This window comes from Ensifer oleiphilus, from assembly GCF_013371465.1.
GTDB classification, from domain to species: domain Bacteria; phylum Pseudomonadota; class Alphaproteobacteria; order Rhizobiales; family Rhizobiaceae; genus Ensifer; species Ensifer oleiphilus.
Genome location: NZ_JABWDU010000009.1, coordinates 188,965 through 201,778 on the forward strand (window position 1 = coordinate 188,965; position 12,814 = coordinate 201,778).

Here is a 12,814-nt window from a genome sequence, read left to right on the forward strand (position 1 = left end):
GCTTCAGCTCGATTTCTTGACGATGCTCAGATGTTCGCTCGACTGCTCGCCGAGCCATCCACCGACAATTTCCGAGATATGAACGAGCCCCTCGAGCCGCAGCCCGTTGGCACAGCTTTTAGACGGCGGCGCACGTTGCGGCAGAGCCTTCAACGCAGCGGCGAAACGCAAGGGGTCTTCGGCCTCCTCGGGCAGCAACATGTCGATAAGACCCAACTCCGAGGCGCGGCGCGCGCGGATCAGTTGCTCTTCACGCGGCTGGATCCGGGGCACGATCAGCGCCGGCTTGTCGAACGACAGGATTTCGCAATAGGTGTTGTATCCGCCCATCGCCACGACGCCCTTGGCTCCAGCGATCAGCTCTTCCATGCGGTTGTCGAACTCGATGATCTTGATATGGGGGATCTTGCTTCCCTTCCTGATCAGCTTTTCACGTTTCTTCACCGGCATATAGGGCCCGAGGACCACCAGCGCCTTATGGGTCAGCCCCGGATCCTGCTGGTAGGCATGAATGAAATCGTGGATCAGATCGGCACCATCGCCGCCGCCGCCGGTCGTCACGAGAATATAGTCACCTTCCGGCTTGTGGCCGGGCAGTTCCTCTCGCGGCACGCTCCTCTGCAGGAAGCCGACAAAATTCATGCGCTCGCGCACCGCAGGCGGCACTTCGAGTTCCGTGAGCGGATCGTAAAAGTCCGGCGGGCCGTAGACCCAGATCGTGTCGTAATACTGCTCGATCTTGCGCATGGTGTCGCGGCGCTTCCATTCCGCCTCGAGCAGATGCGGCGCATCCATGACCTCGCGCAAGCCCAGCACGAGCGTGGTGCCATGCGCCTTGAGGTAGGTGAGCGTCTCCTCGACCTCGCCCCGCAACCCCATCGGTTCCTTGTCGACGATGAAGATGTCCGGCTTGAAGGTTTCTGCCGTGTGCCGGATGATCGACTGGCGCATCTTCAAAGTCTCGTCGAGCTCGATATGGCGATCGAGGGACGTGTAATCGCCGTTATGCAGCTTGATGACGCTCGGTATCTTCACGAAATCGACGCGAGCGCGATAGTCGAAGGCGCCGGCAATCGTTGCGCCCGAAATGATCAGGATGTTCAAACCCCGATAGTCTTCCACCAGCGAATGCGCAATCGTACGGCATCGGCGCAGGTGGCCGAGCCCGAAAGTGTCGTGGCTGTACATGAGAATTCGGGCATCGTCTAAGCGCCGCGTCATGCCAGAAACCTTTCGCTCAGGAAAAAACGTACCAAAACACGCGACGCCGGCTTGCGGCCGGCGTCGAAACGAACCTCATTTGTAGGGATCGGCGGCATCGCGCAAGCCATCTCCCAAGAAGTTGAACGCCAAAATCACAAAAATGACCGGGATCGTTGGGAATAGCAGCCAGGGGTAGAAGGCAATGACGCTCACGCTTTTCGCCTCGGTCAGCAGGATACCCCAGCTGGTGATCGGGGGACGCAACCCCAATCCAAGGAAGCTTAGCGCCGTTTCGCCAAGGATCATGCCGGGGATGGAGATTGTCGCGGTGGCGATCAAGTGAGACATGAAGCCTGGCACCAGGTGCCGGCCGATGATGCGGCCGCTCTTGGCGCCCATCAATTGCGCGGCAAGGACATAGTCCTCCTCGCGCAACGCCAGCAGTTTCGAACGCACCGCTCGGGCAAGCCCTGTCCAGTCGAGAAGCCCAAGGATGATCGTGATGCCCAGATAAATCAGGATCGGGCTCCAGGTCGCTGGCATGATTGCGGCCAGCGACAGCCACAGCGGAATGCTCGGGATCGACTGCAGCACTTCGATGACGCGTTGGACGATCAGGTCGAAAATGCCGCCGTGATAGCCAGCGAGACCACCGATAACGATCCCAAGAACGAAGCTGACGGTAATGCCGAGAAGACCGATCGTCAGCGAAATGCGGGCGCCATAGATGATGCGCGACAGCACATCACGGCCAAGCCTGTCGGTACCGAGCAGGAAGAGCTGCCCATCCTTTGCGGGGCACACAAGGTGCAGGTTGCTTTCAAACAGCCCCCAGAACTTGTAGCCGTCACCGCGGCAGAAGAAGCGGATCGGCTCGACTTGCTGCGGATTGTCGGTGTAGGCGCGCCTCAGCGTCTCCATGTCGAGTTCCATCGTCCGCCCGTAGACGAACGGGCCGATGAACTTGCCCTCATGGAACAGGCGCACCGACTGCGGAGGCGCATAGATGAAGTCCACATTGCGCGTGTGCAGATTGTAGGGCGCCAGGAACTCGCAGATGAGGATCATCAGGTAGAGGGCGACCAGGAAGATGCCGGAGATCAGCGCCAGCTTGTGCCGGCGGAATTTCCACCACATGAGCCGCAGTTGCGACGCCTGGTTAACCCGCACCTGCTCTTCCGTCATCGCTTCGACGGAATAGGGATCGAATGGTGCAGTCGATACGTAGTGCGGCAACGGTTCGCCGGGCGCCGGAAGGAATGACGTCACTTGGTGCTCCTGCCTTGCAGCCGTATCCGAGGATCAAGAATGGCGAGCGCGAGATCGGAAATCAGCACGCCGATGACAGTCAGAAAAGCGAGGAACATCAGGAAGGATCCCGCAAGGTACATATCTTGGCTCTGCAGCGCCTTGATCAACATCGGGCCGGTGGTTTCGAGCGAAAGCACGATCGCCGTGATTTCCGCACCGGAAATGATTGCAGGCAGGATGGAACCGATATCCGAGATGAAAAAGTTCAGCGCCATGCGTAGCGGATACTTGATGAGCGTACGCATCGGCGAAAGCCCTTTTGCGCGTGCGGTCACGACATATTGCTTCTGCAATTCATCGAGCAAATTGGCACGCAAACGCCGGATCATGCCGGCGGTCCCTGCTGCACCGACGATTATGACCGGTATCCAGATGTGTTCGAGGATCGATTTCGCCTTCGCCCAACTCATGGGCTCGGCCATGTATTTCTGATCCATGAGGTGGCCGATCGAAATGCCGAACCAGATATTGGCGAAATACATCATGATCAGCGCCAACATGAAGTTGGGTATGGCAATACCAATCAAGCCCATCAGAGAGAGGCCGTAATCGCCCCAGCTATATTGATGCGTGGCCGAATAAATGCCGATCGGGAAGGCGATCAGCCATGTGAAGATGATCGTCAGGAAGGAGACGAGGATCGTCAGCCACAACCTGTCGCCGACGACATCGCTGACCGGCAGTTCGTATTCGAACGAATAGCCGAAATCGCCCTGCAGCATGCCACCGAGCCAGTGGACATATCTGAGCAGCGGCGGCTGATCGAAGCCATATTCCTTCCGGAGCGCCTCGATCTGCTCCATGTTGACGCCTTCGCCCTGCGCCCTGATCTCGGCGACATAACTTTCGAAGTAGTCGCCGGGCGGCAACTCGATGATGGTGAAGACAAGCGCTGAAATGATGAGCAAGGTCGGAACCATCGCCGCGATGCGCCAGAGGATGTATCGCAGCATGTCAGCCTTCCTGCTCGATCCAGAACGTATCGGGTTTGTAAACGCCGAAATAGCTCATGGGGTCGAAGCCGTAGAGCGCTGATTCCGGGACGTTCCTGATCTTGTTGGCAACGAGGATCGGCTGCAAGGAGGCGTTCACGATGCCGATCGAGAAGACCTGATCGGTATAGATCGACAACATCCGTCCCCAGATTTCCGCCCGCTCCGCATCCTCGGCCGAGCGCCGCCAGCGCTCGAGCAGCTCTGTCAGCTCGACGACGGCCGGCAGATCGGGCGCCTGCCCCATCTCCCCATGCGAGAGATAGTTGAGCCCCCAGACCGGCCATTGCAGCTGATCGTCGGCGGTCGGCGCCAGCTGTCCGGGGTTCATGTCCGCCGTCGGCACGCCATTGTCGAGCCCGAACCACATGGACATGATGATCTCGCCGCCTACGGCGCGGCTTCGGAACGTGTCACGCTGCGACGTGCGGATGAACAGGGAAATGCCGACTTTCTGCCAGTAGTCGGTGATCAGTTGCAAGACATCGGTCTCGAGCGTGCTTTCGCCAGCGGTCTCGACGACGATCTGCGCGGCGCGGCCATCCGAGAGAATACGAATACCATCGCTGCCGCGGTTCGTCAGACCGGCTTCATCCAACAGCGCGTTGGCCTGTACCGGATCGTGGGCGATCCAGGCGGAGGCAAATTCCGGCCGGAACAGCGGGCTCTCGGGCAGAACCGTGTCGGCGCTTTCCTTGGTCAGCCCGTAGAAGACGGCCTTGTTGATCTCGGAACGGTCGATGGCCAGCGACAACGCTCGCCGTACGCGCACATCCTGCAGCAGCGGACGCCAGACCGGATCGGAGCAGTTGAGGTTGGGAAGCAGCGCAAGCCGTGAGCCTTGCGTCTTCTTCCACAACTTGACCGTTACGGGATAGCGCTTCTCGGCGTCCTTCAGAAAGGTGTAGTCGATGAAGTCGATATTCGTCGCTTGCAGGTCGCTTTCGCCGGTGCCCGCTTTCGCGGGGATCAGCGCCGGCGAGCTGACATTGAGGACGAACTTATCGATGTAGGGCAGTTGCAGACCGTTCTCGTCGACCCGGTGATAATAGGGATTACGCTCGAATACGAACTGTTCGGCCGGCATCGACGTCGTGTTGCGCCAGGGGTCAAGCGTCGGCAGATCGGGATTTTCCGGGCGATAGGAACGGGCCATGCGCATATGCAGCTGGCTCCATTTCTTGACCCTTTGTTCCTTCATGATCGCCTTGAGCTTGTCCTCGTCCTGGTACTTTTCGTGAAACTGCTTGAGGTAGGCGGCTGGCATTGCCAACACCAAAGGCTGCGGCGCCGCGAGCTTCTGCAGGAAATCCGGGTTGGGTGTAGACCAGGAATAGCGCACGGTTCGCGCGTCTATGACCTCGAATTTCCCGGCTTCGCCGTCCATCACCAGCGCCGTCGACAGGCCCGCCGGGCTGAGCTTCTCATTGAGCAGCACATCTTCCCAACAATAGCGGAAGTCTTCCGTCGTCAACGGGCTGCCGTCTGACCACTTGTGTCCCTCGCGCAAATGGAACGTGAAGATCCGATCCTCGACCGTCTCGTAGCTTTCCAGCACGTCTGCGTGCATCTCGAGTTTTTCGTCGTAGCCGACGAGGCGCGAATAGCCATAGACGGTCATCAACCGTATGTCCTTCGCGCTGCCGATCAGGCTTTGTACGGTGCCGCCATGCTTGCCCGGCTGGCGGCCCATGCCGGCAACATTGATGACGCGCGGGGTCTTCGGCACCCGCTCATTGACGGGCGGCAGCTTTCCCTCGGCGACAAGCGCCTCGAAAAACTTCGGCTCGCTTGCCGCCGCAAGGAGATATTTGGGAAACGCCGCGGTAGCGAGCAGGGCGAGCGCGGTTCGGCGAGTGATCATGGCCGTAACTCCCTAGCATCCACTGACTTGCGCGCCAGCACGTAGTGATCGCCGCCGAGATCAGCAGGAAAAAGCGCACCTTCCTCGCCGTCGTCACTGAATTGCGGCCCCCACCGTCGCATGTCCGATCCCTCAACTGCCTTGAGCAGATCGAAATCCAGCGGACGATCGAGATCCGGATACGGAACGGCAGCGAGCAGCGACTTCGTATAGGGATGCACTGGCTTGCGCATCAGAACTTCGCGCGGCGCCAATTCCACGATGCGCCCTGCACACATCACCGCGATCCGATCGGCCATGTAGTCGACCACCGCGAGGTTGTGCGAGATGAACAGGCATGTCAGCCCGAGTTCCTTCTGCAGATCCTTGAGCAGATTGAGGATTTGCGCCTGGACCGAAACGTCGAGCGCCGACACCGGTTCGTCGCAGATCAACAGTTGCGGCACCAGGGCAAGCGCCCTGGCGATACCGATGCGCTGGCGCTGGCCACCGGAAAAACTGTGCGGATAACGGTTGACGAACCGCTGGTCGAGGCCAACGGCCTGTAGCAGCAAACGGACCGTCTCTTCGCGCGACTTTGCCGTTCCGCGTCCATGGATCTCGAGCGGTTCGCTCAGGATGTTCTTGACGGTCATGCGCGGAGACAGCGACGACACCGGATCCTGAAAGACCATCTGGATTTTCGAACGCAGCGTTTTCAGCTCGTCACCTTCGGCCTTGAGGACGTCAATCGGCCCCTCGCCGTCGTCGAAGTTGACACTGCCGCCATCCGGCGTGATGGCCCGCATCAGGATCTTGCTGATCGTCGTCTTTCCGCAGCCGCTTTCACCCACCAGGCCCAGACATTCGCCACGACGGATATCGAAGCTGACATCGTCAACCGCGCGATGCCGGGACGGATCCTTCTTGCCGAACCAGGAGGTTTTGCGCGTGCCGTAGGTCTTGGAAAGGTTGCGTACCGACAGAAGGACGTCGGGGCCAGCCGCCTTGTCGGAATCCTTGGCTCCCAGCAAAGTCCCTGCTTTGACCGGCACTTCGCGAAGCGCCTTCAGCCGCTCGCCCGGCTTCATGTCGAAATGTGGAACGGCGGCCATCAGGCCCTTGAGATAGGGGTGCTGCGGATTGCGGAAGATCGCATCGACCGGGCCCGCCTCGACGATCTGGCCGTGGTAGATCACCACGACTTCGTCAGCCATGTTGGCGACCACGCCAAGGTCGTGGGTGATCAGCAGCATCGCCATGTTGAGCTTGACCTGCAATTCCCGAAGCAGTTGCAGGATCTGTGCCTGCACCGTTACGTCGAGCGCCGTCGTCGGCTCGTCGGCGATCAACAATGCCGGCCGGCAGATCAGCGCCATGGCGATCATCGCGCGCTGGCGCATGCCGCCGGACAGCTCGAAGGGATACATGTCGTAGGCGCGCTTCGGGTTGGCAAAGCCAACATAACCGAGCAGCTCTTCCGTTCGTGCGCGCCTCTCGGACTTCTCCGCATCCGTATGAATCTTCAGAACTTCGGAGATCTGGTTGCCGATCGTATGGAGCGGTGACAGCGACGTCATCGGCTCCTGGAAAATCTTGCTGATGCGCGTGCCGCGCAAAGCACGGATTTCCTCACCTTCGCGTTCCAGCGAGAGCAGATCGATCGGCTTACCCTTGACATCGGGATCGTTGAAAAGGATCTGCCCGCCGACCCGCGCAACGTTGGGAAGAATGCCCATGACAGCCTGGCTGATGGCCGACTTTCCGGACCCGGACTCGCCAACGAGAGCGGTCACCTTTCCTGGCAAGATTCTGAAATTCGCTTCCTTGACGGCTTCAACCTTGCCGCCGAGCACCGAGAATGTGATCCGCAGACCTTCAACTCGAAGCAGGTCCGCCCCTGATGTCATCGCAGCACGCTTCCCTCATTGCCCGTGTATCCGTCGCCACTAAAAAAGACTATCGCAGCTTCAGGAGGCTGTCCAGCTTAGGCCTTGCAACCACAGCATAGTTCACGGTCGCGTCGCAATCGTCAGGGAAAGGGGCAAGCCTCTTTGGCCAGCACGTCGGCGCAGCTCGGGGACCGACGGAAATCGTCGTAGTAGAGCGTCCAGTCCGTCACATCGGCCGCACGATATGGCCCGAACTTGAAATACTGGTTGTGGCCGAGCCCCTTGTCCGCGTGTCCGACATGACCCTTGACGGTGATGATCGGCTTACCATTGGCATAGAGCTCGATATGGCCGGTGCCGTCGGCGCCGGGCTTCGTGTAAATCGCGAAATCGATCCAGCCCGATTTCGGATCCGGCAGTGCATTGCCGTGGTTCGTCACGGCGATGGCGTCGGTGCAGCCATTGAACAGATTACCGTCTTCCGCCGTCCACGCGGGATCGGTCGCCACCAGCATGCGCATCTGGTTGAGGCCCAGGCGGCCCCAAACCGGCACTTCACCCGGCCGGCAGACGGCAGCGACGCCGTCCGGCCCGGAAGACGCGGGCGCGATATAGTTGGTCTCCACCGTCGCAAACAGCTTGCCGGAATTCATGCGCAAGGCGAGGAACGGACTGAAATCGCCTTCCGCTCCCGGGTCGATTTCGCGCTTCCATTGCGCCACGAGATAGCGGTGGTCGCCTGATGGCACCGGGTCGGCAAACTTCACCGAGAAGCCATACCAGATACCCTGGTCATACGGCACGCGCAGGGGCGTCTTTTCCCAGATCTCCGCTCTTTCGCTGCAGCCATCAAGTGAATCCGGGCAGGTCGGCACGACGCTCAGCTTGAGACCGCCATTGCCGCTGCGTTTGACGGCGCTCTGAAACTCGACCGTGCCCGCGCTCTGTTCGAAATTCTCCCGGTAGTAAAGCCCGCCATCCGGCGAGAAGTCCTTTCCCTCGAAACCGTCGTAAAGCTTGGTCTCCCACGGTTGCGCAGCCGCAACGCCAGTGATGAAGAAACTCGCGACGATGAGGGCTGTTCGGAACATGGCGATCCTTACTGAAGCATCTTGTCGATGAGGCCGCGCGGCGGCTGCAACGGACGGGTGTTGCGATGGAGCAGCATGACATGTTCGGCCTCCGAAAGTCCATCCTGCAAAACGTCGTCGAGGCGCTCGTCCGTCTTCGGCAAAAGTGCTGCCTCGTTCGGGTAGAGAATGGTGAACTTCTGGCGCACGCCCCGCAGTTTTTCTTGGCCCAGCGCCGTCCAGTCGCCACCGCAATAATTGACGAAAGCCTCACTCGCGACGATGCTGTGGGCGTACTTCTTCGTCAGGTTCTGCAGCCGCTGCACCTCGTTGACCGCCGAACCGAAGGCCGAGAAGGTCAACCGGTCGCGAAGACCGACATTGCCGAACATCACATTGCCGACATGCAGGCCGACGCCGTAACCGATAGGATCGCGCCCCTGCTTTCGCCGCTCGGAGTTGAGCAGCTCCATACGGGCCGTTGCGGCGCGCACTGCGCCGAACGCTTCGCGGGCAGCAAACTCGGAAGGCTCCTTGTGCCGGCCACACGGATAGACCGCAAGGAACCCATCGCCGACAAAGCTCAAAATGTGGCCGCCATTGCGGTTGAACGGTGCGGCAATCGCATCGAAGTAGCCGTTCAACGTTTCGATATAGGACTGGCGTCCCTCCTTTTCCGCAAGCATCGTCGAGCGGCGCATGTCGGCCATGACAAGGATGGCGCGCACCGTCTCGCCGTCGCCGCGCCGGACCTGCCCGCTCATCACCCGACGGCCGGCGCTCGATCCGAGATAGGTGGTCAGCATGTTGTCGGCGAGCTTGCCGAGAACGGCCATCTTGGCCGCAACCGCCAGATGGTTCTGCAGTCGCAGCAACGCGCCGATCACATCATCGGTGAAGCCGCCATGCCGGTCCGTCGTCCAGGAGCCGACCATACCGTGGCCGGAGTCAGCACCGAGCGACTGCATGAAGGCGATATAGTCGGTCGCCCCCTGCTCCTTCAGTTCGTCGAAGATCGGGAACTCGGACGGGGTATCCTTGTAGATGCGGCGCCGCACATGCTCGAGATTGTTGTTGAGCAGGTAATAGTATGGACTGCGCAGGAACCGCTCGGGGTTGAGCGCAAGCTCCTCATGGCGAAGACCGCTGACCTCGACGCCCTTGCCCCGCACCCAGGTGAAGCCGAGCGCGTCGTAAAGCGGATGCAGCATCGAAAACGACAGGTGCACGCGCATCAAGGGCAGGCCGGCCGCAGCCAGCCGCTCGCAAAAGCCCTTGACGATCGTCTCCAGCGACTCGTCGCTGAGCGACGTTCGCATGAGCCAGTCCGCGACCTTGTCGATCAGAATTTCGGATACGTTGTCGTTTACCGCGCCCATTTCGCGTCCTCACCGTGACAGACAGTCCAGCACCATCCCTTTGCGATGGTCGAACGGCCCGACGATGTGTCGGCGTTCGCTCGCGGCGGGTGATGATGATACGTGCCCGTTAAGAAAATGCTCCAACCGATTCCAGCGTCGATGACGTGCAGGCACCCGGAATGCGGCGGTTATATGCTGCAGATATTGATGGCCCTCTGCAATTTCCAGAGGTGTGACAAGTTTTATTCGTTCATCTGGCCACGCGAAGATTTGATAGCGGGCTCACCACGCGCGGCCACAGCCGGGAAGAGTTGCCGCGCTTGACTTGCGGCCCGTTTCTATCCAACAAACCACGGCATGTCGCCTGGTAGGCGCTTCCCATTCACGAGAGCTGGAACCGAACTTTGACCTCCCCCCACAACGAAAGGCTGCTGGCGTCGATTTCGGCCCGCGCCGCCCATGTCGGCGTCATCGGACTTGGTTATGTCGGCTTGCCGCTGGCGATCGCAGCCGCGCGCGCGGGCTTTTCCGTCACCGGATTCGACATCGACCCGGCAAAGATCACGACACTTGATGCGCACAAATCCTATATTGCTGCCGTCCCGGACACGGTACTTGCCGAGCAAGCGACGGCCGGACGGTTTCGCTCGACAACGGATTTCGAAAGGCTTGGCGGCTGCGACGTCATTGTCATCTGCGTGCCGACGCCGCTGACGAAACACCGCGACCCCGACCTTTCCTTCGTCGAAAGGACGGCGCGCGCGATCGCTGCGACGTTGAGGGCCGGTCAACTCATCGTTCTCGAGTCGACGACATATCCGGGAACGACCGATGGCGTCGTGCGCACCATTCTCGAAGAAACAGGCCTGAAATCGGGCCTCGACTTCTTTGTCGGTTTTTCGCCCGAACGCGAAGACCCGGGCAATCCGGTCTACGAGACGACGAGCATCCCGAAGGTCGTCGCCGGCGACGGACCGCTCGCCGCAAGCCTGATGGAGGCTTTCTATGGTGCCGTCGTCAAGACGGTCGTTCCGGTATCGTCCAATGCCACCGCCGAAGCTGTCAAGTTGACGGAGAACATCTTCCGCTCGGTCAACATCGCCCTCGTCAACGAATTGAAGATCGTCTACGAAGCGATGGGCATCGATGTGTGGGAAGTGATCGAAGCGGCCAAGACCAAGCCGTTCGGCTACATGCCCTTCTATCCAGGCCCCGGTCTCGGCGGCCATTGCATCCCGATCGATCCGTTCTACCTCACCTGGAAGTCGCGCGAATACGAGTTGCCCACCCGGTTCATAGAGCTGGCCGGCGAGATCAATTCGGCGATGCCGCGGCACGTGATCAGCCGGCTCGCCGAGGCGCTCGATCGCCACCAGGGCAAGGCGCTCAGCCGCTCGACAGTCCTTGTCATCGGCCTCGCCTACAAGAAGAACGTGCCGGACATTCGCGAAAGCCCGTCATTGAAATTGATCGAACTGATCGAGGAACGCGGCGGTCATTGCGAATACCACGATCCCTATGTCGCTGAGATTCCGTCGACGCGCGAATACAGCGCCCTGAAGGGCAGGCGATCCATGGCACTCGACGAACAATCGATACGCCAGTTCGATGCTGTGCTGGTGGCGACCGACCACGACCAGGTCGACTACGCCGCGCTTGCCGCTGCCTCGCCGCTCATCGTCGATACCCGCAACGTGTTTCACCGCCAGGGGCTAATCGGCACGCACATCGTCAAGGCCTAGCCAAGGCCGCCTTCAACTTGGCAGCGGCAACGGCATAGCCGCCAGAGGCTCCGTCGACGAAATGCATATGGTCCCGGCTCATCGGCGTCGGCACGATGCAGGTCATCAGCGCGGAATCCTGCTGATGCAGACCGTAGCGGCTGACACCGTCCGCTGCGGCCCGGCGCAACCGAGCCTCGATCAGGGCGAGGCGCGCGGCACTGATGTCGATGGTCATCTTGAGACCGTCGTCGAACTTGCGAAAGTCGGTGTTGTTGGCGAGATCCCGTCGATAGCGATTGGTATCGAACGTGCCCAGATTCCAGCCCATGCGAAGGCAGACGAACAGCGCCAATGTCTGCAGCGTGATCCAAACGCGCGACAGAAGCCGCCCTCCTCGCGGTGATCGCGCGCGCGATTCGGCTTCGATGCCTTGGATGGAGAACCGCGGTTCAGGTCCAAGTTCGGGTACGGGGTGCGCGTGTCGTTCCTCTTCGTCGGCGAGGGCGACAATATCGGCGATCAACGCCTGAAACTCGGGTCCACTGCCTTTGTCTCCAGGCACCGCGATGATGGACGCGATCGAACCGTGACGCGATTGGATCGGGTTCCAACGGCAGGAAAGCCCCGTGAGATCCGGCCGTGTGCCAGGCGGCGCGGCCTCCACCTGGTATCGACCCGCCTTCATGGCCGCTTCCGCCCAGCTTGCTCCGCCACCGGCAAACATCGCATAGGAAACGTCCTCGCTCGCCTTGAAGCGCGCGACGCGCATGTCGAGGCCTGCGGCCCTGACATCGCTGACCGGAACCAGTGCGGCACGCAGTTCCAGACCGAGTTCTTCGAGCACCCAGGTCTTGACGGCAGAAAGCGTATCCTTCGCGCGCCCGGACATCGATGCCGGCAGGACCGCCAATGCGCCGTCGCCGCCAAAAACGAACGGCATCGACTTCACGTCGAACGCGTTCATCAGCGCCGAGATAACGCTCGCGCCAGCCATGTTCACGGATTTGTATCGACCTTCGGCGATCGCCCCGGTGGAATTGACGATGTCGGCAAGGGCCAGCACCCAGTCATCAGGCAAGGCCCGATAATTCGCCTCGTCTGCCACGCCTTCGAAGACATCGAAGAGCGGCACGCTATCGTAAAATCCCGTTTCACCTGCCTGTGCCATGGGTGCTCCGACCTGCTGACCGTCGGCTATGTCGATAGATGTTCCACGCGAGACCGCAAGAAAAAGTTTCATGCGGCTTGTCCGCTACGGCGCGACAACACAGGCGGTGAACGGACCGCGGTATCGCCAGACTGGCCAAGTCTGCCACTTATCGCAACGCTCCACCGTGCCGCTGTTACCTCGGGCACAGCGGCGCATGTGTGAGCATCGATAAGGTTAATGTCTAAACAATAACCCATGGCATTGCAGG

At 60.4% G+C, this 12,814-nt stretch carries 9 protein-coding genes; 1 reads left to right on the forward strand and 8 read right to left on the reverse strand.

Annotated elements, in window-relative coordinates:
* Window positions 1-3 precede the first annotated feature (3 nt).
* From HT585_RS26845 to HT585_RS26875, 7 genes are all read right to left on the reverse strand, one after another.
* Window positions 4-1,221 (reverse strand): glycosyltransferase family protein, encoded by a 1,218-nt coding sequence (locus tag HT585_RS26845; protein WP_176355852.1) that lies wholly within the window; start codon window positions 1,219-1,221, stop codon window positions 4-6.
* Between the two features lie 75 nt (window positions 1,222-1,296).
* A complete protein-coding gene (locus tag HT585_RS26850; protein ID WP_176355853.1) occupies window positions 1,297-2,472 on the reverse strand; it encodes an ABC transporter permease subunit in 1,176 nt (391 codons plus the stop codon).
* Window positions 2,469-3,467: an ABC transporter permease gene (locus tag HT585_RS26855; RefSeq protein WP_176355854.1), complete on the reverse strand. Its 999-nt coding sequence runs from the start codon at window positions 3,465-3,467 to the stop codon at window positions 2,469-2,471. Before HT585_RS26855 ends, HT585_RS26850 begins: the two co-directional genes overlap by 4 nt.
* Window position 3,468: 1 nt before the next feature.
* Window positions 3,469-5,370, reverse strand: coding sequence for an ABC transporter substrate-binding protein (locus HT585_RS26860; protein ID WP_176355855.1), 1,902 nt, complete (start codon window positions 5,368-5,370; stop codon window positions 3,469-3,471).
* A complete protein-coding gene (locus tag HT585_RS26865; RefSeq protein WP_176355856.1) occupies window positions 5,367-7,259 on the reverse strand; it encodes an ABC transporter ATP-binding protein in 1,893 nt (630 codons plus the stop codon). Before HT585_RS26865 ends, HT585_RS26860 begins: the two co-directional genes overlap by 4 nt.
* A gap of 122 nt (window positions 7,260-7,381) precedes the next feature.
* Window positions 7,382-8,332: a polysaccharide lyase family 20 protein gene (locus tag HT585_RS26870; RefSeq protein ID WP_176355857.1), complete on the reverse strand. Its 951-nt coding sequence runs from the start codon at window positions 8,330-8,332 to the stop codon at window positions 7,382-7,384.
* An 8-nt stretch (window positions 8,333-8,340) separates the two neighbouring features.
* Window positions 8,341-9,690, reverse strand: coding sequence for an adenylate/guanylate cyclase domain-containing protein (locus HT585_RS26875; protein ID WP_176355858.1), 1,350 nt, complete (start codon window positions 9,688-9,690; stop codon window positions 8,341-8,343).
* A 386-nt stretch (window positions 9,691-10,076) separates the two neighbouring features.
* Here HT585_RS26875 and HT585_RS26880 point away from each other — a divergent pair, with 386 nt between their 5' ends.
* Entirely contained in the window at window positions 10,077-11,414 is a 1,338-nt protein-coding gene (locus tag HT585_RS26880) for a nucleotide sugar dehydrogenase (RefSeq protein WP_176355859.1), read from the forward strand.
* Here HT585_RS26880 and HT585_RS26885 read toward each other — a convergent pair.
* Window positions 11,404-12,564: a DUF3095 domain-containing protein gene (locus HT585_RS26885; RefSeq protein ID WP_176355914.1), complete on the reverse strand. Its 1,161-nt coding sequence runs from the start codon at window positions 12,562-12,564 to the stop codon at window positions 11,404-11,406. The genes HT585_RS26880 and HT585_RS26885 overlap by 11 nt on opposite strands.
* Between the last annotated feature and the right edge of the window lie 250 nt (window positions 12,565-12,814).

What these genes read in the sequence shown, in the direction of transcription:
- HT585_RS26860 (WP_176355855.1), bottom strand. Translation starts at nt 5,370, where the DNA reads ATGATCACTCGCCGAACCGCGCTCGCCCTGCTCGCTACCGCGGCGTTT.
- HT585_RS26855 (WP_176355854.1), bottom strand. Translation starts at nt 3,467, where the DNA reads ATGCTGCGATACATCCTCTGGCGCATCGCGGCGATGGTTCCGACCTTG.
- HT585_RS26865 (WP_176355856.1), bottom strand. Translation starts at nt 7,259, where the DNA reads ATGACATCAGGGGCGGACCTGCTTCGAGTTGAAGGTCTGCGGATCACA.
- HT585_RS26870 (WP_176355857.1), bottom strand. Translation starts at nt 8,332, where the DNA reads ATGTTCCGAACAGCCCTCATCGTCGCGAGTTTCTTCATCACTGGCGTT.
- HT585_RS26885 (WP_176355914.1), bottom strand. Translation starts at nt 12,564, where the DNA reads ATGGCACAGGCAGGTGAAACGGGATTTTACGATAGCGTGCCGCTCTTC.
- HT585_RS26875 (WP_176355858.1), bottom strand. Translation starts at nt 9,690, where the DNA reads ATGGGCGCGGTAAACGACAACGTATCCGAAATTCTGATCGACAAGGTC.
- HT585_RS26845 (WP_176355852.1), bottom strand. Translation starts at nt 1,221, where the DNA reads ATGACGCGGCGCTTAGACGATGCCCGAATTCTCATGTACAGCCACGAC.